The sequence below is a fragment of the Streptomyces sp. NPDC029292 genome (assembly GCF_055569295.1).
Window position 1 is genome coordinate 12,876 of sequence record NZ_JBVHXR010000020.1, and the last position, 22,622, is coordinate 35,497.

13 protein-coding genes are annotated in these 22,622 nt (G+C 71.2%); 8 read left to right on the forward strand and 5 right to left on the reverse strand.

Translation table 11 applies throughout. From position 1 onward, the window contains the following. Positions 1-686 precede the first annotated feature (686 nt). The 8 genes from ACZ4WS_RS35290 to ACZ4WS_RS35325 all read left to right on the forward strand — a co-directional run bounded on the left by ACZ4WS_RS35290 (position 687) and on the right by ACZ4WS_RS35325 (position 15,555). Entirely contained in the window at positions 687-4,229 is a 3,543-nt protein-coding gene (locus ACZ4WS_RS35290; RefSeq protein ID WP_467986910.1) for an SCO5717 family growth-regulating ATPase, read from the forward strand. A 317-nt stretch (positions 4,230-4,546) separates the two neighbouring features. Further along, entirely contained in the window at positions 4,547-6,391 is a 1,845-nt protein-coding gene (locus ACZ4WS_RS35295) for an ABC transporter substrate-binding protein (protein ID WP_467986911.1), read from the forward strand. 70 nt (positions 6,392-6,461) lie between these two features. Beyond that, on the forward strand, positions 6,462-7,529 hold the full coding sequence (locus ACZ4WS_RS35300; protein WP_467986913.1) for an ABC transporter permease: 1,068 nt from the start codon (positions 6,462-6,464) through the stop codon (positions 7,527-7,529). 23 nt (positions 7,530-7,552) lie between these two features. Then, complete coding sequence (locus ACZ4WS_RS35305) at positions 7,553-8,491, forward strand: ABC transporter permease (protein ID WP_467987108.1); 939 nt, start codon at positions 7,553-7,555, stop codon at positions 8,489-8,491. Next, positions 8,488-9,471, forward strand: a complete 984-nt coding sequence (locus tag ACZ4WS_RS35310) for an ABC transporter ATP-binding protein (protein ID WP_467986914.1) — start codon at positions 8,488-8,490, stop codon at positions 9,469-9,471. Before ACZ4WS_RS35305 ends, ACZ4WS_RS35310 begins: the two co-directional genes overlap by 4 nt. Then, entirely contained in the window at positions 9,468-10,496 is a 1,029-nt protein-coding gene (locus ACZ4WS_RS35315) for an ABC transporter ATP-binding protein (RefSeq protein WP_467986916.1), read from the forward strand. The genes ACZ4WS_RS35310 and ACZ4WS_RS35315 overlap by 4 nt, the downstream gene beginning before the upstream one ends. A 251-nt stretch (positions 10,497-10,747) precedes the next feature. After that, positions 10,748-14,182, forward strand: a complete 3,435-nt coding sequence (fxsT, locus tag ACZ4WS_RS35320) for an FxSxx-COOH system tetratricopeptide repeat protein (protein ID WP_467986918.1) — start codon at positions 10,748-10,750, stop codon at positions 14,180-14,182. Beyond that, the gene (locus ACZ4WS_RS35325; protein ID WP_467986919.1) at positions 14,179-15,555 is read left to right on the forward strand and encodes a TIR domain-containing protein; all 1,377 of its coding nucleotides are present in this window, start codon (positions 14,179-14,181) and stop codon (positions 15,553-15,555) included. Before fxsT ends, ACZ4WS_RS35325 begins: the two co-directional genes overlap by 4 nt. 84 nt (positions 15,556-15,639) lie before the next feature. Here ACZ4WS_RS35325 and ACZ4WS_RS35330 read toward each other — a convergent pair whose 3' ends face one another. The 5 genes from ACZ4WS_RS35330 to ACZ4WS_RS35350 form a co-directional block, all read right to left on the reverse strand. Then, entirely contained in the window at positions 15,640-16,584 is a 945-nt protein-coding gene (locus tag ACZ4WS_RS35330) for a bifunctional riboflavin kinase/FAD synthetase (protein WP_467986921.1), read from the reverse strand. Positions 16,585-16,743: 159 nt separating this feature from the next. Continuing rightward, positions 16,744-20,514 (reverse strand): trypsin-like peptidase domain-containing protein, encoded by a 3,771-nt coding sequence (locus ACZ4WS_RS35335; RefSeq protein ID WP_467986923.1) that lies wholly within the window; start codon positions 20,512-20,514, stop codon positions 16,744-16,746. A gap of 257 nt (positions 20,515-20,771) precedes the next feature. After that, on the reverse strand, positions 20,772-21,677 hold the full coding sequence (gene truB / locus ACZ4WS_RS35340) for a tRNA pseudouridine(55) synthase TruB (protein WP_467986924.1): 906 nt from the start codon (positions 21,675-21,677) through the stop codon (positions 20,772-20,774). After that, entirely contained in the window at positions 21,674-22,144 is a 471-nt protein-coding gene (gene rbfA, locus ACZ4WS_RS35345; protein ID WP_467986925.1) for a 30S ribosome-binding factor RbfA, read from the reverse strand. Before rbfA ends, truB begins: the two co-directional genes overlap by 4 nt. A 33-nt stretch (positions 22,145-22,177) precedes the next feature. Continuing rightward, the gene (locus tag ACZ4WS_RS35350) at positions 22,178-22,471 is read right to left on the reverse strand and encodes a DUF503 domain-containing protein (RefSeq protein WP_467986927.1); all 294 of its coding nucleotides are present in this window, start codon (positions 22,469-22,471) and stop codon (positions 22,178-22,180) included. Positions 22,472-22,622 lie beyond the last annotated feature (151 nt).

The following is a 22,622-nucleotide window of genomic DNA, read 5'->3' on the forward strand; positions in this document are numbered from 1 at the left end:
CGTGGTCTTTTCGAGGTGCTCCACCATCCAGCCGACGGCCAGTTCGCCCTCGGGCGTGCTCGGAGTCTTCTCGACCGTCTCCCTGATCTCGTCCGGGGCCTGCGGGGCTGCCGCCGACCTGCCGTTCGCGGGGGTCCCGTCGTTCGCGTACATCAGGAGCCAACCGCCCGCGCACAGCGCCACGACGAGTACGGCCGCCAGGATGCCGAACAGTTTCGTACGACGCCGTCGTCGCTCAGTGTCCGCCGTCAACGCGGATTGGGTGTACGGGGAGGGGGCGGGCCGAAGCTCACGCGCACAGGTCCTTTCGGGGGGAGCCGTTCGGTCTCGGGGGAGCCCCCACTATGCACGCCGAGTGGTCGTGTACATGCGGGGCCAAGACGGCTGTCCCGATCGCTTCGTTTGTCCGCTTTGGTGGCCAATAGCGGGCGTGCGTAAGCCACTTCTGGGCAGGGTGTGACGTAGCGGGCAGTCGCGGTGGGGTGGACAGGCCTGCCGCACTGACAGTCATGGTGATTAGGCTGGGACCGGGCGCGACGCCAGAACCACCCGTGGACGGGCAGCCCGCGCCCCAGGGGGAGCCGGGTGAATTCGGACGACCTCGAACGACTTCGGACGACTTCGCACGACATAGAGACGGTCGCCCCGGCACGGCATGAGGGTGCTCGACCACACCAGGAGGAATTGTGAACAGCGATCGGGACGGGATCCGCGGGGGCTGGGCCACACCCGGCGATGACCAGTCCGACGCGGAGTCCGCCGTCGAGACGACGGGCGAGTTCACCATCGACTACGCGCCGCCTGCCTGGTACACGCAGAACGCGTCGGGGGGTTCCGGGGATTCTGGGGACTCGGGGAACTCAGGGGACTCCGCGGACTCGGGCGACTCGGGAGACGGGTCCTTGGAGTCGGGGGCGGCTTCGGGGACTTCGGCTTCGGCTTCGGCTTCGGAGGGCTCTACGGCTTCGGCATCGGGGACTTCGGCTTCGGAGGCTTCGGCTTCGGAGACGCCTTCCGCGCCTCCGGTCGGGACTCCCGTTGCGGTGCCCAGGCTGCCGGTGGGCAGTGGGTTCGAGCCGCAGGTGGCGAAGCCGGAGACTCCGGCGGTCGCACCAGTCGTCGCACCAGTCGTCGCGCCTGTCGTGGATGCGGCCAGTCCGACGGCTCTGCCGAATCTTCCCGTCGGTGGGTTCCAGTCGCAGTGGACTCCTCCGGCGCCTCCGGCCGCGCCGGTCAGCCCCTCTGACGACGCGGAGTCCGGGAACGGGGATCTGGAGAGCGGCGCGACCATGCGCATCTCCTCTTTCGCTCTGAAGCGTGAAATCGCGGAGCGGGCGGCTGCGGCTTCGGAGGAGGCGGAGGCCGAGGTCGAGGCCGAGGTCGAGCCTGAGATCGACGTCGCAGTCGCGTCAGAGTCCGTGGGCGCTTCCGCGGAGCCCGTTGCGGACGACTCCGACGGCGATGACGTACACGTCGTAGTCGTAGAGGAAGAGGAAGAGGAAGAGGCAGAGGTCGAGGCCGAAGTCGAGGCCGAGACAGAGGTCGAGGCCGAAGTGGGCTCCTCCGATGCGGATTCCGCCGATGACGTGAGCGGTGCCTCCGACGAGGAGCGTGTCGCCGACGTCGTGGTGCTGCGCGGCGCGGACGACAGCGGTGCGGCTGACGAGGTCGGCGACGCCGTACTGGAGGACGACGTCACCACTGACGTCAGCGATGACGTCAACGACGCGGAACCGGAAGAGGCTGAACCGCAGGACGCGGCGCCCCAGGACGCGAAGCCTCAGGACTCGGAGCCTCAGGACGCGGTACCCGAGGCCGGGTCGAGTTCGGCCGAGGCCGTACAGGACGCGCCCCCGGCTTGGGCTCCGCCGCCGCTGCCGCAGGGTGGGCTGCCGCCGTTGCCGCCCGCCTATCGGCCCGCGGCGCCCGCTCCCGCGGCCCAGTGGCCCGCGTCCACGGAGCCCGCGGCCGCCGAGGCCGGGCAGGCGCAGGTACCGCCGCAGCCGCCCGTACCGCAGCCGGGCCAGCCGTTCCATCCGCAGACGCCGCAGCCCGCGCCTCCGGCGTGGCCCTCCTCCCCCGGCGCACCCGTCTCGACGGGCCCGGCGCAGGGCCCCGTGCCGGTGCCTCCGCCTGCCTTCGAGAACCCGGTTCCGGCTCCGCCTCAGGCTCCTGTTCCGGCCCCGGCTCCGGCCCCGGCCGTGGTGCCTCAGGCACAGGCCCAGCAGGGCAGTTACGGATTCCCCCAGCCCAGCACGCCACCTCCGTCTCCGACTACGACTCCAGCCGTCGTGCCTCCGGCTCCCGTTCCGCCTGCCGAAGCTCCGGCGCAGGTACAGCAGGGCAGCTACGGATTCCCGCAGCCCAGCACGCCGACCCCGAGCCCCACCCCGCAGGGCAGCTACGGATTCCCGCAGCCCACCGCTCCGGCTCAGGCCCCGACCCCGGCCAACCCACCCGCCCAGAGCGCCGGTTACGGCTTCCCCCAGCCGAGCGCCCCGGCCCCGGATCCCGCTCAGCCTGCCCCCAACCCGCCGGCCGCGGCGCCCGGTTACGGCTTCCCGCAGCCGGGAACGCCCGCAGCCGCGCAGCAGGGCTACGGATTCCCGCAACCCCAAGCGCCCAACCCCCACACGCCGCAGCCCGGTTACGACTTCCCCCACCCACCACCGGCGCCCACGCAGTCGGCGGCACCCGCCCCGGTGCAGCCGCCGCCCCCGTCGGCGCAGGTGGCGCCGCCGTACCCGCAGCAGGGACAGCCGCCCGTACCGCAGCCGTACGAGGCGGGGATCCCCCAGCCCCCGCAGGGTCCTGACGTTCCGCCCGCCCAGCCGATGGGGCAGCCCGTGGACCCCCGCGCCGGAGCCGCCTGGCCGCAGGCCGTGCAGCACGACCAGCGTCAGCCCACCAACCCTGGTGCCGCCCCTCTCGGTTACACCGCCGCGGTGGAGCTCTCCTCCGACCGGCTGCTCAACAACAAGAGGCAGAAGGCCAAGAGCGGTCGCCCGGCTGCCGCGTCGTCACGGTTCAAGCTCGGCGGGAAGAAGGAGGAGGCCGAGCGGCAGCGGAAGCTCGAGCTGATCCGGACGCCGGTGCTGTCGTGCTACCGGATCGCCGTCATCAGCCTCAAGGGCGGCGTGGGAAAGACGACCACGACCACCGCGCTCGGCGCGACGCTGGCCAGCGAGCGGCAGGACAAGATCCTCGCGATCGACGCCAACCCGGACGCGGGTACGCTCGGGCGCCGGGTGCGCCGCGAGACCGGGGCCACCATCCGTGACCTCGTCCAGGCGATCCCGTACCTCAACTCGTACATGGACATCCGGCGGTTCACGTCCCAGGCCCCGTCCGGGCTCGAGATCATCGCCAATGACGTCGACCCGGCCGTGTCCACGACGTTCAACGACGAGGACTACCGGCGCGCGATAGACGTGCTGGGCAAGCAGTACCCGATCATCCTGACCGACTCCGGTACGGGTCTGCTCTACAGCGCGATGCGCGGTGTGCTCGACCTCGCCGACCAGCTGATCATCATCTCGACGCCGTCCGTCGACGGTGCGAGCAGTGCCAGTACGACGCTGGACTGGCTGTCGGCGCACGGGTACGCGGATCTCGTCTCGCGGTCCATCACCGTCATCTCCGGGGTGCGCGAGACCGGCAAGATGATCAAGGTGGAGGACATCGTCAGCCACTTCGAGACGCGCTGCCGCGGTGTCGTGGTCGTACCGTTCGACGAACACCTGGCCGCGGGCGCCGAGGTCGACCTCGACATGATGCGTCCCAAGGTGCGGGAGGCGTACTTCAACCTCTCCGCGATGGTGGCCGAGGACATCGCGCGCCACCAGCAGTCGCACGGGCTGTGGACGAACGACGGCAACCCGCCGCCGGTGGCCGCGCCGCCGATGCCGGGCCAGCAGATGCCGGGCCAGCCCTATCCGCAGCAGCCGGGGCAGCCGTATCCGCCGCAGGCCGGGGCGGCGTACCCGCAGCAGCCCGCACAGCCGTATCCGCCGCAGCCCGCACAGGAGTACCCGCAGCCCGGCCAGGGGTACCCGCAGCCCCCGCAACCCGGCCAGCCGTACCCGGGGCCCCCGCAGCCGGGTCAGGCCGCTCCCGGTCAGCCGTTCCAGCCGGGCCAGCCCTTCCAGCCGGGCCAGCCGGCGCCCGGCCAGCCCTACCAGCCGAACCAGGGGCAGACCCCGCCCCCGCCCGCACCTCCTCAGCAGTAACCCGATCGGCCCCTTCCGAGGGGCTGATTCCCGCGAAGGCCCGCACCGTTGCGTCACGGTGCGGGCCTTCGCGTGTCCAGGGGCGAAAAGGGGCGCCATGCCCTGGCCAGGAAGGCGTCACCGGTCTGAACCAATGAGCACGAAATCCGCGCCAACTCGTTATTTCCGCAGGCCACATGGGGTCTATGCGCCGTTGACGCGTGGAGACCGGCGCTGATAGACACACACATCAATCCCGCCGGCGTCACCCGATCATCCGTGTTCCATCAGCCCAACCAGCCATCCCTGTGCAAGCGATGACGCGAGGTCACCGACCCATGAACACACAAGATCAGCACGACAGAGGGCGCCTGCGCCCCCGGCTCATCGCCGCCGCGGGCGCCGCGGCACTCACCCTCACCGCCGGTCTCGCGACCCCGCTCAACCCGGTCCCGCAGCAGGCCCAGGCGAAGGAGAGCAAGAAGGTCCTCACCGTCGCGGTCGCGCAGAGCGTCGACTCGCTGAGCCCGTTCCTGGCGTCGCGGCTGGTCAGTACGAGCATTCACCGGCTCATGTACGAGTACCTGACCAACTACGATCCCGCGGACAACCACGCGATCCCGGGCCTCGCCACCAAGTGGGAGCCCTCGGCCGACAAGCTCACCTGGACCTACACGATCCGCTCCAACTCCAAGTGGTCGGACGGGCAGCAGGCCACCGCCGAGGACGCGGCATGGACGTTCAACAAGATGATGACCGACGACGGCGCGGCCACCGCCAACGGCAGCTTCGTCGGGAACTTCAAGAAGGTCACCGCCCCCAGCGCCACCAAGCTCGTCATCGAGCTGAAGAAGCCACAGGCCACGATGGCCGCGCTCGACGTGCCGATCGTGCCCAAGCACGTCTGGGAGAAGGTCAAGGACTTCTCGAAGTTCAACAACGACAAGAGCTTCCCTATCGTCGGCAACGGGCCGTTCATCCTGACGGACTACAAGGCCGACAGCTACGTACGGCTGAAGGCCAACAAGAGCTTCTGGCGCGGCGCTCCCAAGTTCGACGAGCTGGTCTTCAAGTACTACAAGGACAATGACGCCGCCGTCGCCGCCCTGCAGAAGGGCGAGGTCTCGTTCACCTTCGGCCTGACGCCCGCTCAGGCGGCCACGCTCAAGACGCAGAAGAACATCAAGGTGAACGACGCGCCGGGCCGCCGCTTCTACGCGCTCGCCGTCAACCCGGGCGCTCAGGCCAAGAACGGCAAGAAGTTCGGCGACGGGCACGAGTCACTGCTCAACGAGAAGGTCCGGCACGCGCTGTTCATGGCCGTCGACCGCACAGCCATCCTCGACAAGGTCTTCCAGGGCCACGCCGTCGAGGGCGAGGGCTACATCCCGCCCCGCTTCTCGGCATACTTCTGGAAGCCGTCGGCGAGTCAGGAACTCGCGTACGACCCGGCGAAGGCCGCCCAGCTCCTCGACGAGGCGGGCTACAAGAAGAACGGTGACGGCAAGCGCGTCGGCAAGAACGGCAAGCCGATCAACTACCGCATCCTGTGCCACGCCACCGACCCGAACGACAAGGCGGTCGGACAGTACCTGAAGGAGTGGTGGGGCAAGCTCGGGATCGGTGTCACCCTCAACTGCCTGGACAACGTGACCGATCCCTGGCTCGCGGGCACCTACGACCTCGCCTTCGACGGCTGGTCCGCCAACCCCGACCCCGACTTCCTGCTGTCGATCCAGACCTGCGACGCGCTCCCGGCGACCCCGAAGGACACCGGCGCGACCGACAACTTCATCTGCGACAAGCAGTACGACGACCTGTACCGCCAGCAGCTCGCCGAGTACGACACCGCCAAGCGGGCGGACCTCGTCAAGCAGATGGAGTCACGGCTGTACGACACCGGGTACATGAACGTCATGGCGTACCCGAACGCGGTCGAGGCCTATCGCACCGACCAGATCAAGTCGATCGAGACGATGCCGAAGGCCGCGGGCAACATCTACGGCCAGGACGGTTACTGGAGCTGGTGGTCGGCGGTTCCGGCGGGCTCCTCCGGTGAGTCCTCCGACAGTTCGAGCTCCATGGGCGTCATCATCGGCATCGTCGCGGGCGTCGTCGTCCTCGCGGGCGCCGGGGCGTTCCTCGCGAGGCGACGCCGCTCCACGGCCGAGGACCGCGAGTAGCGCCCGTATACGCCCCCGAGCACAGCCACTGGGGGCGCCCCCCGTGAACGTACGAGCGAATGAGTAGTTCATGACCGCTGAGGCAACACCCTCGCTGGTCGAGGTGACCGACGGTCCGGCCGAGGCCGGACCGTCGGTCCGCGGGCCGCGGGCGCGCACCCGGATCGCTTATCTGCGGTATGTGGCGGGCAAGTTGGGCGGCGCGGCCGTCTCGCTGCTCGCCGTCCTCGTCACCAGCTTCTTCCTGTTCCGGCTCATCCCCGGCGACCCGGTCAAGTACATGACGGGCGGCCGCCAGGTGTCCGCCGAGCAACTCGCCAACTACCGCAAGGAGTTCGGGCTCGACCTGCCCATGTGGGAGCAGTTCACCGACTACTGCGGCAAGGCGCTCACCGGCGATCTCGGCACCTCGTACCAGTTCCGCGCCCCCGTCATCGACAAGATCACCGAGGCGCTGCCGAACACCCTGCTGCTCACCGGCACGGCGTTCGTCCTGTACACCGCGCTCGGCATCTTCATCGGCACGCGCTCCGCGTGGCGCAACGGCGGGCTGAGCGACCGGCTCAACACCGGCCTGGCGCTGACCCTCTACTCCATCCCGTCGTTCTGGCTCGGGCTGCTGCTCATCATCGTCTTCTCGGTGGGCATGGGCCCGATCCCTGGTCTCTTCCCGACCGGCGGCATGGAGTCCGGGGGCAAGGAGGGCTTCGCGTACGTCATCGACGTCGCCCACCATCTGATCCTTCCGGTGGTGACGCTGGTCGCCGTCGAGTACGGGCAGACGCTGCTCGTCACACGCTCGGCGCTGCTCGACGAGATGGGCAGCGACTATCTGACGACGGCCAGGGCGAAGGGCCTGCGGGACGATCTCGTACGGCGTCGGCATGCCGTGCCGAACGCGCTGCTGCCGACGGTCACGCTGATCTTCATCAACCTCGGCCGGACGGTCGCCGGTGTGATCCTCGTCGAGACCGTCTTCTCCTGGCCCGGCCTCGGCGGGCTCTTCTACCAGGCGCTGAGCGTCCCCGATCTGCCGCTGGTCCAGGGGCTGTTCTTCGTCTTCGCGGCGGCGGTGATCGTGATGAACACGCTGGCCGATCTGATCTATCCGCTGCTGGACCCACGGGTGGGCCGATGACCACGACCGAGCCGGACGGGCCGATGACGACCGAATCCACGACGGCCGAGAAGGCCGCACCGGCGACGGCGAAGAGCCCCCGCGCTCTCGCGTGGCAGCGCCGCCGCCACTCCGCCGCCCGCTTCTGGAAGCAGTACCGCACCCACCGGGCGGGCGTCTTCGGGCTCGCCGCCCTCGGCCTCTTCGCCCTCATCGCGCTGACCGCACCGCTGACCGTCGGCTCCGACGTGCAGAGCGTGACGAATGCGCCGGGCGATCCGATGGAGAGCCCGAGCGCCGAATTCCTACTGGGGACGGACCAGTTCGGGCGCAATCTGCTCGGGCTCGTGGTCTGGGGCGCCCGGGTCTCGCTGCTCGTCGGGCTGCTCGCGGCCGTGCTGTCGGTGGCGATCGGCGCGCTGATCGGCATCACCGCCGGGCACTTCCGCGGCTGGTACGCGACGGTGATGATGCGGATCACGGACTGGTTCCTGGTCATGCCGACCCTCGTGCTCGCGATCGCGCTGGCGACCGTGATGACCCGGTCGCTCGGCACGATCATCCTGGCGATCGGGGTCACGACCTGGCCGACGACGGCACGGCTGGTGCGCGCGCAGACCCTCGCCGTGGAGTCACGGCCGTACATCGAGCGCGCGAAGGCGCTCGGCGGCGGACACTGGCACATCATGTCGCGCCACGTACTGCCCAATGTGATGCCGCTGGTGCTGGCCCAGACGACCCTGATCATCTCCTCCGCGATCCTCGCCGAGGCGACGCTCGCGTTCCTCGGCCTCGGTGATCCGACGGTGGTGTCGTGGGGCGGACTGCTCCAGGACGCGCGGGAGGCGGGGGCGGTCAGCGCCGGGAAGTGGTGGTACCTGGTGCCTCCGGGTATCGCGATCGCGGTGGTCGCGCTCGCGTTCACGCTGTGCGGACGTGCGGTCGAATCGGTCCTCAACCCCAAGCTGGGGGTGGCGCGTTGACGCTCCTGGAGGTCAGGAACCTCGAAGTGACGTACGCGGGCGGGGCGGCCGCCGTACGCGGTGTGGACCTCTCGCTGGAGGCGGGCCAGAAGCTCGGCATCGCGGGCGAGTCCGGCTGCGGCAAGTCCACGCTGGCGCTCGCACTGCTGCGGCTGCTGCCCGCAGGCACGCGCACGAGCGGGGAGATCCTGCTCGACGGCGAGGACGTGCTGACGATGAAGTGGGGGCGGGTGCGGGCGGTCCGCTGGGCGGGCGCCTCGATCGTCTTCCAGGGCGCGATGCACTCGCTCAACGCCGTGCACCGCATCGGCGACCAGATCGCCGAGCCGATCCTGCTGCACAAGAAGGCGACGCCCGCGGGCGCCAGGAAGAAGACCGGCGAGCTGCTCGAACACGTCGGTCTTCCCGCAGCCCGCGCGGACGCGTACCCGCACGAACTCTCCGGCGGCCAGCGCCAACGCGTCATGATCGCCATGGCGTTGGCCTGCGACCCCCAGCTGGTCATCGCCGACGAGCCGACCACGGCGCTCGACGTGATGATCCAGGCACAGATCCTCCGCCTGATCGAACAGCTCGTCAGCGAGCAGGAGTTGGGCCTGATCATGATCAGCCACGACCTCGCGGTGCTGGCCGACACCTGCGACCGGCTCGCGGTGATGTACGCGGGCCGTGTCGTCGAGGAGGGCCCTGCCCAGCAGGTCTACGAGGACGCCCAACACCCGTACGGCAAGGCCCTGTCGGCCGCCTTCCCGCGCATCGGCGACACGGCGTCGCGGTTCGCGCCGCGCGGTCTGCCGGGCGATCCGCCGGATCCTTCGGCGCTGCCGTCCGGCTGTACGTTCCACCCCCGGTGTCCGGTGGCACTGGACTCGTGTGCCACGGAGGATCCGGCGTTGCGGGACGCGGGTGCGGGACGGTGGGCGGCCTGCGTGCACGTGGACGCGGCCGTAGCAGCGGAACCAGCCAGGAGCACTCCATGACGACACCTCCCGCGACGACACTTCCCGCGACGGTGCCTCCGGTGGCGGCGTCACCTCTCCTCAGCGCCGAAGGCCTGCACGTCTCCTTTCCGGGACGCCACGGCGCCGCCCGCGCCCGTGCCGTCGACGGAGTCGACCTCGACATCCGCCCCGGCGAAATCGTGGCGCTGGTCGGCGAGTCGGGCTGCGGCAAGACGACCCTCGCCCGCTCCCTCCTCGGGCTCGTCCCGCCGACCGACGGCCGCGTCACCTTCGACGACAAGCCGCTCGACTACTCCTCACGCGCCCTGAAGGCGTACCGCAAGCGGGTCCAGCTGGTCCTCCAGGACCCGAGCGGCTCGCTCAACCCGCGGCACACGGTGTACGACGCGGTGGCCGAGGGGCTGCGCATCCACAGGTACGGCGGTGACGAGCGGGCGGCGGTCGCGGAAGCCCTCTCCCGGGCCGGACTGCGCCCACCGGAGCGCTTCTTCCTCCGTTACCCGCACGAACTCTCCGGCGGCCAGCGCCAGCGTGTCGTCATCGCGGGCGCGCTGGTACTCGAACCCGAACTCATCGTCGCCGACGAGCCGGTGGCCTCCCTGGACGCCTCGGTCCGCGGCGAGATCCTGGCCCTCCTCCTCCGGCTGCGCACCGAACTCGGTCTGTCCGCCCTGGTGGTGACCCACGATCTGGGCCTGGCCTGGAACATCGCCGACCGGGTCGCGGTGATGTACCTCGGCCGGATCGTGGAGACCGGCGAGGTCGAACAGATCCTGACAGCACCCCAACATCCTTACACGCAGGCCTTGTTGTCCGTTCTCCCGGACGCTCCGGGCGATCCTGTCGTCCTGTCCGGCGAACCCCCGGACCCGGCCCGCATCCCGTCCGGCTGCCGTTTCCACGCCCGCTGTCAGATCCTGGCGAGCGGGGAGGCCGAGCGGGCGGGGGTGGCGGACGCGTGCCGGGGGCTGGACCTGGAGGTGCTGGGCGGGGGTGCCGAGGCGCAAGCGGCCTGCCACTGGGCTGGGGCCGGGGCACGGTGATGTCCCCCACCCCGGCAGGCAGCGATCGAACGTCCGTACCGAGGCGCCGTCCCTGACCGAAGTTTCCGTCCGAACTCGCAGGTGAGGATGGACGTTTCGGGCACGAACGGGCAGCGTGTCCCCTACGATGCGGAACGTGCCCCGACGTCCGTCGCGCGCGGCGGAGGACAGTGCGGAGCCTCGTGTCCCGAGGGCCGTCGGCGGCCATGGTCCCCCGGCCGCGCGCCGGGCACGATCACTGGGGGTATCAGGTGGAACGGCGTGTCTTCATCAGCTACGCGAGCGCCGACCGCGCCTGGGCGGAGTGGGTTGCCTGGCAGCTGACGGACGCGGGGTATGCCTCGTTCCTGGATGTTGACGACCTGGCTCACGGGGATGCGCTCACCTCGCGGCTCGATGGGGAGTTGCGCGACGCCGACGCGGTGGTGGCCCTGCTCTCGGCCGACCGCGCCCCGGCCGGGACGGAGCTCGGCGCGATCCTGAGCAGCGACAGCGTGGTCATCCCTGTCCTCGTCGACGACGCGCGGCTCCCTCCTGCCTTCGCCACACTCCAGGCGGTCAGCCTCACGGGGCTGGGAGCCGAGGAGGCGAGGAAAGCGCTACTGCGGGCGGTGCGCGACCCGTCCCCCGGAGACAGCCCCGCCTCGGACCTCATCGGACGAGGGAGGCTTCGGCAACTGGGGCTGGCCGGACCGCGGCTGCCGGGCGATACGCCGCGTGTGTGGAATCTTCCGCCGCGCAACCCGCGCTTCACCGGCCGCGACGACATGCTGGCGCGACTGCGCCAGGCGCTGACCAGCAATTCCCCTGTCGTCGTCCGGGCGACGGGAGGGATGGGCAAGACGCAGCTCGCCATCGAGTACGCGTACCGCTTCGCCGGCGAATACGAGCTGGTCTGGTGGATACGGGCGGGCCGGCCGGGCCTGATCACGGAGCAACTGGCGGCGCTGGCCGTCCGTACGGGTGCCGTATCGGCGGACGCACCCCTGGCCGAGGCCGGGGAGGCATTGAAGGCAGAACTCCGCACCCGCAGCCGTTGGTTGTTGATCTTCGACGATGCCGCGGCCCCGGATGCGCTCGTCCCGCATCTGCCGGAGGGGGCCGGGCACGTCCTGGTGACGTCTTACGGGCCCGACCGGCAGAACTTCGCCACCGAATTCGCGGTGGACACGTTCACCCGCGCCGAGTCCATCGAGTTGCTGCGGACCAAGGTGCCGTCCTTGACCACAGCGGAAGGCGATGAACTGGCATCGCTCCTGGGTGACCTGCCGTTGGCACTGGCGCAGGCCGCCGCTGTACTCGGCGCCGAGGGAGCGGGGGAGCCGGGCATCGACGTACGTGAATATGTCCGGCTGCTGGCAGAGACCCACACTCGCCTCGACAGCGGCGAGGAACAACTCCGCTCCTATTCACGGTCACTTGGCGCGACGATCCGGCTCGCTGTCGAACGTCTGAGGGAGGAGGGAGAGGAGGCCGCCACAGCGTTGCTGTTCGGCTGCGCCCTGCTGGCTCCGGCTGCCTTCCCGCTGCACGCCCTGCCCCGTTCCGCGGACCGCATGCCCGAGCCTCTGGCCGACGTGCTGCGCAGCCGTGCCGCCACGGCCCGAATGCTCAGGGAACTGAGCGCGCATGGCCTGGTCCGGGTGCACGACGGTTCGCTGCGGCTGCACACCCTGACGAAGTCCGTGCTACGAGACCTGCTCTCCGACGACGAACGGGTGACCGCCGCCCGTACCGCTGAGGCACTGCTGGTGACCGCGATGCCGCAGGCCGAGGACGAGGACGAGGACAATGAGGCGGCCCGGGAGCGGTGGACGGCACTGATGCCCCACCTGCTCGCCATCGAGCCGCGAGATCTGGCGACGAATTTAGGGCGGCTGACCGTCTGCGTCGCGTGCGCGCTGCTCACGGGTCGGGGCGATCCGGTCACTGCCCGCGACCGGTTGCAGCAACTCCACCAGGCCTGGGTCGCCGAGCTGGGCGTCGACCATCGGCAGACCCTGTTGGCCGCGACCTACCTCGCGGAGGCGTTACGACGTACCGGCGAGGAGGACCGCTCCCTCCCGTTGCTGGAGGAGGTGTTGCACCATCAGCGCCGGACGCGAGGCGAGGACCACCCGGAAACGCTGGCGGCCGCTTCCCGGCTCGCCGTACAGCTGGCCTACGCAGGTCGGCTCCCGGAGGCCCGCTGCCTCGGGGAGGACACTCTGGGCCGTATGCGACGCGTGCTGGGCGAGGACCATCCCTTGACTCTGGACACGGGGGCCAACCTGGCGCTGGATCTGAGGGCTCTGGGCGATGTGCAGGCCGCCCGGCGCCTGAGCGAGGAAGTCCTCGTACGCCGCCGCAGGGTGCTCGGCGAGGACCACCCCGACACGCTGACCGCCGCCGCCGACCTGACGGTCAGTCTGGCGGCCCTCGGCGATCCGGCAGCGGCCCGGAACCTGGGCGAGGAAGTCCTCGTACGCCGCCGCAGGGTGCTCGGCGAGGACCACCCCGACACGCTGGCCGCCGCCGCCCAGCTGACCCGGTTACTCGGAGACCTCCAGCTCTGGGGGCCCGCCCTGGAGCTGGCGGAGAGCACCCTGGCGCGGTCGAGGCAGGTACTGGGCGAGGACCATCCCCGTTCACTGGACGCGGTGACCGACCTGGCCCGGCTCCTGGCCTCGTCCGGCAACGAAACGGCCGCGTCCCGGCTGGCCGAGGACACGCTCACCCGTCTTCGGCAGCTGCACGGCGAGCACCATCCGATCACGGAACGCGCTGCCCGCGACCTCTCCTCCGACTCCCTCCGGCGCCATCGCGCCCTCCAGCCGGCACGAGGCACGGGTGGTGACACGTCGCGAAAGAGCCCGCAGCCCGGCGAGGGCTCCTCCACCGCGCATGTGGTGCCGCCCACGCATCTGGCCCGCCCCGTCGCGGATCAGACACGCGTGTGGATCAGTTACGCCCCCTCGGACGAGGGCTGGGCACAATGGGTCGGCGCCGCATTGATGGAGTGGGACCACCAGGTGGCCCTGAAGCTTGTCCGCCCCCACGAGGACGATCCTCGGCTGCTGCTGGACCTCGCTCTCAAGAACGCCGATGTCGTCGTGACTCTGTTCTCCCAGGCGTACCTCCAGGAGTCGGGCGCCTGGACGGAGTCGGAGTGGGCGCGGCTGACGCTACTGGACGCCGTGGAACAGCGCCGTTTCGTCCCGGTGTTCGTCGAGTCCGTCGACCTGACCCTCCTGCCGACGGCGTTGCGCACGCTCGTCACCCCGCCCCTGCAAGAGCTGGACGAAGAGGCGGCACAGGCCCTGCTGCGCTACGTCATGCGGCGCCCCGGCCGTCCCGTCCCGGAACGTGACTTTCCAGGGACGCGGACCGAGCCCGTCATCATGAGCGATTCCGTGCTGACGAGGCAGCTCGTCAACGCTCTGGAGCGTTCGGCCGTCGTCTCGTCCCGGGATGGGCTGGAGGCCTGGACCGGAATGATGGAGCCCGCGGTTCGGGCAGGGATTCCCGTGCGCCGTGACATGCCTCTCAGGGTTCAGCTGATCAACATCGTTCGGACCTGTATGGACTTCCCCGGAGGCTTGGCGACGCTGGCGGACGCGCTGGAGTTGCTGGATCCGGACTCCGCCGAGGTGCGGGAGGTCAGGCGGATCGTCGACCGGATCGAGAGCCGCCAGGAAGCCCCGTGAACGACTCGCCGTACTGGTTCTTCACCAGCTATTCGGAACTGCCGGAGAAACACTCGTACGTTGAACGTTTCCACCAGGACGTCGAGGACGAGGTACGCGCTCAACTGGGCAAGCAGACCCCGGGCGGCGCATTCCTTGACCTGCGGAGCATCGACCCGGGCAACCGGTGGCGGTTCCGGATCCAGAACGGCGTATGCACGGCGCGGACGATGCTGGTCCTGTACTGCGCCAGCTACTTCCAGAGTGAGTGGTGCGCCCGCGAGTGGACGGTCTTCGCGGAGCGTCGGCGCCGCCACCGGGAAGGGGGCGGGCCGGACGAGCATCTGATAGGCGTCGCCTGGCGGCGTGGGCCGATGAGCTGGCCCGAAGTCGCCGACGACGACCAGCACTTACGCCAGGAGTTCGGACCGACGTACGCGGAGTACGGTCTGTTCCACCTGGTCCCGGAGGAGCGGAAGCCCGGGAGCAATGAGTACAAGTCGATCGTCCGGAAGGTCGCCACGCGACTCGCGGCCACGATCTACCAGGGGGGCGACCTGCCCCAGGTCTCTCTCGTGGAGGCCCGTGGGCTGACGCCCCTGTTCGGGCCGGACCGGCTGCGTCCCGTCGATGTCGTGATCTCGTACACCGACGTGGAGCTGGACTCCGCATGGGGCGCGTGGGCGACCGAACAACTGGAACTGGCGGGTTACTCGGTCGATGCCGAGGTCATCTCAGCCGCTGACAACGGCACCGTCGACCGTGTCCGGCAGTCGCTCCGTCGCGCCAAGAAGGTGCTCGTCCTCGTCTCCGACACCTTCTTCTCCTGCGGCGACATGACGGGGGCTGCTCTCGACACAGCGCTCAGCGACGGATCCTCCGACTGGCAGCGGTTGATCCCGGTCTTCGTGGACACTCCCGTCGAGGGAACGAATCCCGCCGCGTTCCGTCAGTTCTCCGACCCACCCCTGGGTGAGCTCGACGAAGAGGCCGCGACGGAGGTGCTCCTCCGCGCCGCGCAGGCCTTGGCGCGGTACTCGCAACAACCCCCCGCGCAGCGGGCCGTCTTCCCGCGCAAGCCCGCGGCGGGTGCGCCGGTGAACGCCATGCAGAAGGTGGACTCGCTGGTGAACGCCCTGAAGAACGCCGACTCGGTGAGTGACCCCATGATCCGGCCCATCTGGATCACACGGACCGGAATTGACGTCGGGTCCCTGGACGTCGCACGCATCCCTTTGAGGCCGCTCCTGTACGCGCTCACCGACCTGTGCGCAGACCAGACGGGCGGTTATACGGCGCTGGCCGACGCCCTGGACGCGCTGGATCCCGGCTCCCCGGCCGGGCACCGGGTCAGACAGGCCGTCGAGCGTCTCTCCGGTCCACAGCCCGGCTGAGGGGGGCCGACGAGGCCACCGAGACCAACGGGAGGCGATCGCGAACGCGCCTCCCCGAAGCCCTGGTTCGCCGGACGCCGAGCCCTACTCGGCCTCGATCAGCTCCCGACACCGCTTCACATCCGCCGCGATGGCCTCCAGCAGCGCCTCGATGGAGTCGAACTTGGCCTGGCCGCGCACGAAGGCGAGGAAGTCGACGGCGACGTGCAGGCCGTACAGGTCGAGGCCGACGCGGTCGATGGCGTACGCCTCCACCGTGCGCTCGGTGCCGTCGAACTGCGGGTTCGTGCCGACGGAGATCGCGGCGGGCATGGCCTCGCCGTCGACGTGCAGCCAGCCGGCGTAGACGCCGTCCGCGGGGATGGCCGTGTGCGGGAGGGTCTCGACGTTCGCCGTCGGGAAGCCGAGATCGCGGCCACGCTGGGCGCCGCGTACGACGATGCCCTCGACGCGGTGCGGGCGCCCGAGGATCTCGCGCGCGCCCTCGACATCGCCCTCGGCGACGAGCCGCCGGGTGAGGGTCGAGGAGAAGGGCTCGCCGCCGCCCGCGTCACCTGTCACGTACAGGTCCACGACCTCGACCTCGAAGTCGTACGTCTTGCCCTGCTCGCGCAGGAAGTCGACATTGCCCGCGGCCCTGTGGCCGAAGCGGAAGTTGGGGCCCTCGACGACGGCCTTGGCGTGCAGCTTGTCGACGAGGACCTTCACGACGAAATCGGCGGGCGACAGCTTCGAGAACTCGGTGGTGAAGGGCAGGATGAGCAGGGCGTCCACGCCCAGCTCGGCCATCAGCTCGGCGCGGCGGTGGTGCGGGGCGAGCAGCGGGGGGTGGCTGCCGGGCCGCACGACCTCGCTCGGGTGCGGGTCGAAGGTGACGACGACGGAGGGAACGCCCAGTTCTCGGGCGCGGTCCACGGCATGCCGGATGATCAGCTGGTGTCCGCGGTGCACCCCGTCGTAGGAACCGATGGTGACGACGCTGCGCCCCCAGTCCTCGGGGATGTCCTCCAAGCCACGCCAGCGCTGCACTGTGACCGCTCCTTGTCGAACCTGTGTCCGTGATTGCCTCATTCGCAGCTCTAAGGGTGCCATGCCGCGTGCGCGCGGCTTGCATCGGCATCGAGCTGTGACGCATCGCGCAGTGACGCGTCGCGCGGGGACGCATCACGCAGGGGCGAGGAGCACGGGTCAGGCGGGGACCCGTACCCCCGCCAGGTTCTCGATCATGCGGCGGGTGCTCGGGCCGACCACCGCGGCCCACTCCTCGGGGGCGCCGGTCAGCCAGCGGGCCACGAGGGTGGCGAAGCCCGGGACCTGGCGGGCCAGGTCGACGAGGCCGCGGTCGAAGCCGGTGGCGCCGGCCGGGGTGCGCACGAGGAGCAGGCCCGTGCGGTGCACCAGCTCGCGGGTGGGCTCCTCGCCCCTGCGGGCCGCGCCGTCCGCGGCCGCGCGCAGCAGCCCGCCGAGGACGGCGGGGTCCCGCTCCTGCGCGAGCAGCAGATCCAGCAGCTCGCGCCGCAGCGGACCGGACGCGCGGCTGCCGGGCGCCGCCAGGACGGTCGCGAGCGCCGCCCGCACCGGCGCGGGGCAGCCGTCCAGCAGGCCCGCGACCAGCGGGAAGAGGACCGTGCGCGCGGCGGGACCATGCTCCAGGCGGCGATCGACGTACGCGGCCACGTGCGCGGCGGCCTCCGGACGCAGCTCCACCACCTCCCGTACGAGCGCGGCGACTTTGCGGGCGAGTGCGGGCGTGGTGACGTCGGCGAGGGTGCGCAGCACCTCGCCCGTGTCGGGGCCCGGTGGCCGCAGCCGGGACCGGAAGGCGGCGAGCACCGGGTCGGGGTGGGTGGTCAGGGCGGCGACCAGGGCGCCGGCGGGCAGCTGCGGATCACCCGCGACGAACCGCTCCAGCGCCTTCGGCAGGTACCGGGCGCGCGTCCGCGGATCCCGTACGAGCAGGCCGAGCGCTCCGCCGTGCAGGGTGCAGTCGGCGGGGCGGGCCAGCAGGGCGAGCGCCGCGTAACGCAGCAGCTCGCGGTCGGCCTCGGTCCGCACGAACGGCGCGGCCCGCAGCCCGTACGCCACCGCCGCCACCCGGCGCGTCGGTCGCTCGTCGTGCGCCCACCGGTCCACCGCCCGGCACACGGCCGACGGCTCCTCCTCGGCGAGTACGGCCAGCAGCTCGTCGCCGCGCCGGTGCGCACAGCCGACCAGCGCCTCGGCGAGATCGTCCAGCGCCCGCCGCCGGTGCGCGTACAGCAGCGCCTGGGCGGCGCTCGCCACGGTCGCGTGGGGTGTCGCGGGCAGGGGGCGGTCGTCGTCGAACCAGTGGGTGAGGTGGAGTTGTACGGGGGCGGGGTCGGCGGCGAGGAGACGGGACACGGCGTCCAGGTAGCGAGGGGTGGCGTCGCCCGTCTCCGGCTCGGGCCCATCTCCCCCGTCCTGCTCGGGCCGGCCTCCCCTGCCCAGCTCGGGCCGGCCTCCCAGGCCCGGCCGATGTGGCGCCTCGTCCGCGACCACCAGGCGCCTCAGCAGGTCGAACCGTTCCGCCTCCGGCAGGGGCACCGCCTCCCAGAACGGCGGCCCGAACTCGGCCGGTACGCCGCGGCCCTGCTCCCGCCACGTCACGATCCGGTCGGCGAGCAGCCGCAGGACACCGGCGTACGGCCTCGCGTCGGGCATCCGCAGCAGGACGTCGGCACAGAGGTGGGTCGCCCACCAGGCGGGGTCGCCGAGCGGGGCCGGTGCCTGGGGCAGCTGGGCGTCCAGGGCATGGACCAGGTCCTCCAGACGGAGGGCCGGCTCGGCGGAGCCCTGTCGACGGGCAAGAAGGAGCAAGGTCTCGACCACGGGGCCGATGCGGTGGCGCGGGACGGGAACGGTGTGCGGCCGGTCCGCCGCGGGCGCGGACCGCGAGGCCCGAGCCCGTCGGCGACGCGTGGCGGCTGTCTCGGGCTGCACGGGGAGCGGTTCCCCGGGCCGGGCGGGCGGCGGGACCCGGGGCACCGGGGACACGGCATCGCGGCTCCGGTGCACCAGGGCGTGCAGCGCCGCGTCCAGGTCCAGGTGCGTGCCCTGGATCCAGTCGGCTAGTTCCTCGTGGGCGAAGCGGTAGCCGTCGCCCGCGGGGACGAGCAGCCCCTCCGTGAGGACCGCGGAGGCCCAGCCGGTGGTGCCGCCGAGCCGGCGTCTCGATGTCGGCCCCCACGGGAAGACCGCCTCGAAGGACTCCCGGTCCAACTCCCCCTGCCCCAGACAGCGCCGCGCGGCCTCGTGCACCTGGCCGGAGACATGGGCGGCCAGACGTCGTACGGCCGTGCCGCGCAGCCCGTTCACCGCGGCGAGCCGGACCGCGACGCGCAGGCACATCAGGTCCAGGTAGGCGGCGAAGACCTCGTCCCGGTCGAGCCGCTCGGCGGGGGCGTCGGGCAGTGCGGCGCACACCTCGGAGAGCAGCCGCAGCGTCAGCGGATGCCGCGCGTCGGTCTCCGCGAGCGCCCCCTCGGGGATCCCGGCACGCGACCGGGCCCGCCGCGCCTCCGTCTCGGTCAGGTCGCCCAGCCACACACAGGGAGGGAAGTGCCTGTCTGAAGACTCCCTGACGGTCCGGGAGCCATGCAGCGACTCCCCCGGGAAGCCCGCCCCCGCCTGCTCCCAGTACTCGGCCCGGCACGCGACCACGAGCCGCGCCCCGGTCTCCCGCAGCCACCCGGCCGTCCCCGAGGTCCACTCGGGGAGCCGGTGGGCGAGAGCGGGCGGCATCTCCTCGGGGCCGTCCAGGAGGAGCAGCAGCGGACGCCCCGCGTCCCGCGCCAGCCGGGCCAGCCGCTCCGGTCCGATGTCGCCCAGTTCACCGTCGTATCCGCCGGGCGGCAGGACATCCGCGGCCGGGGCGCCGCCGGCGTGCGGGCGGCCCTCCTCCGGCGCGGCCACGATCCGCCCCGCCCGCTCCAGCGCTCGCGTCGCCGCGTCCGCCACGGAGGTGTCCGTGGCGAGGAGGTCGGCGCCACGCAGCCAGAGGGTGGGCGCCGGCCGTGCGCCCCGGGTGCGGCGTGCGGCGAGGGCCGCCAGTTCGGTCGTACGGCCGCTGCCGGGAGGGCCGACGAGGCCGAGGACGACGGCCCGGCCCTCCTCGAAGACGGCGAACTCCCTGACGACATCGGCCCGTTCGACGGTCCCGGACTCCGCGCCGCCGGACCCCAAGGACGTCGCCGCCCCCGGCCCGTCCGACCCCACCGAGGTCGCCGTGAGCTCCAGTACCCCCGCCAGATTCAGATCGGCCCCGTACGCGGGCACCGTCGCCGCGTTGCGGGCCAGCAGCGCGGCGAGCGGTCCCTCCGCGAGCTGCTCGATGCCAAGTCCCCGCAGCGGGACGGCGAACCCCGCCGCCCGGTGTTCCGCGTGCAGGGCGGTGCCGAGGACCGCCACCACCGCGCCGGTCGCGGCGTCGAGGACCGGCCCCCCGGCGGCCCCGCCGCCCAGGCGGAGTGCGTCCGCACCCGCGGTGCCGATCGCCAACTCCAGGGCGTCGCCGAGGAGATGGAGGCGGTCGGTCGCCGTGTACGTCACGTCGGTCGCGCCGAGCACCCGCGCCTCGCGCCAGCCGCCCGCGGCGATCTGGACGTATGTGCCGGTGTCGATTCGGTCCCGCACGGTGACGGGGAGCGGGTCGAGCCCGAGACCTTCGGTGCGTACGAGAGCGAGATCCGCGTCCGGGAGGGGCGTGACGGCGTCGGCGGTCACCACACAGGTGCGGTCACCGGGGGCGTGCAGGACCAGCCGGGCCAGGCCGTCGACCGCTTCGTGGCTGGTGACCACCGTGCCGTGGTGGTCGGCGACGAAACCCGTGCCGCGCGGGCGCCCCGCCAGGTCGCAGACGCGAACCAGGGCCTCGTCCCGCGTCGCCCGGGTATCGTCGGGTGCCTGTCGCCCCCCGGTCCGCGGGCCGCGTCCCGCCATGCTCGAACCTCCCCGCCGCGCTCCTTCTTCCGACGGTAGGCGCGGGGTGATCAGCGGGACAGATCGCGTGGCGAACGCGCCCCCTTCCGCTCCCTCGGTTCACTCCGAGCGCCTGCCCGAAGGGGTGAATTGGCGAGGGCGGATGGATACACCCTTGTGTGGGGGAATCGAGGGGGACCGTGGAGCGGCGGGCACGAAACCCCGTGATCGCCGCTCCACGGGCGGCGGCCCCGCAGGACCACCGCACCCCGAATGCGTCAGCCGAACACGGCCAGGCTCTTCGCCTTGCCCTTCTGCTCCTCCACCAGTGCGAGGAACCGCCCCGACGGATCGAAGACGGCCACGGCGCCGACCCCCGCGTACTCCTCGGGGACCTCGATCCGTACGCCGTTGAGAAGCAGCCGGGCCCGCTTGGCGTCCACGTCCCAGCGCGGGAACGCGGCCGCCGCCGCCTCCGCGATCGGCATCACGGTCAGCTCCTGCTGGAGCTGGTCGAGGGTGCGCGCGGAGTCGAGCTTGTAGGGGCCGACGCGGGTGCGGCGCAGGGCGGTGAGATGACCGCCGACGCCCAGGTCCGCGCCCAGGTCACGAGCGAGCGCCCGGATGTACGTACCCGACGAGCAGACCACCGAGACGACCAGGTCGAGCACCGGTGTGCCGTCCTCGGCGACCGCGTCACGGATGTCGTACACGGCGAACGAGGAGATGGTCACCGGGCGGGCCGGGATCTCGAAGTCCTCGCCCTCGCGGGCCCGCTTGTACGAGCGCACGCCGTCGATCTTGATGGCGCTGACCTTGGACGGCACCTGCATGATGCGGCCGGTCAGCTTGGCGATCCCGGCGTCGACGGCGTCCCGCTTGATGCCGGAGGCGTCCGTGGACGAGGTGATGTCACCCTCGGCGTCGTCGGTCAGGGTGTTCTGCCCGAGCCGGATGGTCCCCAGGTACTCCTTCTCGGTGAGCGCGAGGTGCCCGAGGAGCTTGGTCGCCTTCTCGACGCCGAGGACGAGCACGCCCGTCGCCATGGGGTCGAGGGTGCCGGCATGTCCGACGCGGCGGGTCCTGGCGATCCCGCGCATCTTGGCGACCACGTCGTGCGAAGTGAAGCCCGACGGCTTGTCGACAATGACAAGCCCGTCGGGCGTCGTGTGCTTCTGCGTCATTCCGCGGCGTCGTCCGTCCCGGCGGCGTCGTCCGACTCGTCGTCGGATTCCGGCTTCTTGTACGGGTCGGCGTCGCCGGCGTACTTCGCGCCGGACGAGACCTCGCGCACCTTGGCGTCGGAGGCCCGCGCCTTGTCGAGCAGGTCCTCGATGGTCTTGGCGGTGTCCGGCAGGGCGTCCGCCACGAAGGTGAGGGTCGGGGTGAACTTCACGCCCGCCGCAGCGCCGACGGCGGAGCGGAGCACGCCCTTGGCGCTCTCCAGGCCCGCGGCAGCCGCGGCCCGCTCCTCGTCGTCCCCGTACACCGTGTAGAAGACGGTCGCCTCCCGGAGGTCCCCGGTGACCCGGGTGTCCGTGATGGTGACGTGGGTGCCGAGCCGCGGGTCCTTGATCCCGCGCTGCAGCTTCTGGGCCACCACCTCTCGGATGAGGTCCGCCAGCCTCTTGGCACGCGCGTTGTCGGCCACTGGTCCGTCTCCTTCTTCGCCTTGCTTGTTTCGTCAATCTTCGTCTGTGTGGAGCCTGCGCCGTACCGACAGCAGTTCCACCTCCGGTCGTGCCGCGACGAGCCGCTCGCACCGGTCCAGTACGTCGGTGAGGTGCTCGGTGTCTCCGGAGACCACCGCGAGGCCGATCTCGGCCCTGCGGTGAAGGTCCTGGTTGCCCGTCTCCGCCACGCTCACCGCGTACTTCCGCTGAAGTTCGGCGACGATCGGCCGGACGAGAGAGCGTTTCTCCTTGAGCGAGCGAACGTCGCCGAGGAGCAGATCGAAGGACAGTGTCCCCACATACATGTGTAACCGGATGTCCCGCCGGCACGGGATAGATGGCCTGCCAATGCACTCGGCAGGGACATCAGAACCGTACAACGAACGGGTGGGGTACTCGACGGGGTTTTCGCCCCAGCCCGAGATGCGGGCCTGGAGCGCCCGCAAGGGGCGCGGG

Excerpts from the sequence above, each read along its gene's own strand:
- ACZ4WS_RS35315 (WP_467986916.1), top strand. The coding sequence starts at position 9,468 with ATGACGACACCTCCCGCGACGACACTTCCCGCGACGGTGCCTCCGGTG.
- ACZ4WS_RS35295 (WP_467986911.1), top strand. The coding sequence starts at position 4,547 with ATGAACACACAAGATCAGCACGACAGAGGGCGCCTGCGCCCCCGGCTC.
- truB (WP_467986924.1), bottom strand. The coding sequence starts at position 21,677 with ATGACGCAGAAGCACACGACGCCCGACGGGCTTGTCATTGTCGACAAG.
- ACZ4WS_RS35305 (WP_467987108.1), top strand. The coding sequence starts at position 7,553 with ATGACGACCGAATCCACGACGGCCGAGAAGGCCGCACCGGCGACGGCG.
- ACZ4WS_RS35300 (WP_467986913.1), top strand. The coding sequence starts at position 6,462 with ATGACCGCTGAGGCAACACCCTCGCTGGTCGAGGTGACCGACGGTCCG.
- ACZ4WS_RS35350 (WP_467986927.1), bottom strand. The coding sequence starts at position 22,471 with ATGTATGTGGGGACACTGTCCTTCGATCTGCTCCTCGGCGACGTTCGC.
- ACZ4WS_RS35335 (WP_467986923.1), bottom strand. The coding sequence starts at position 20,514 with ATGGCGGGACGCGGCCCGCGGACCGGGGGGCGACAGGCACCCGACGAT.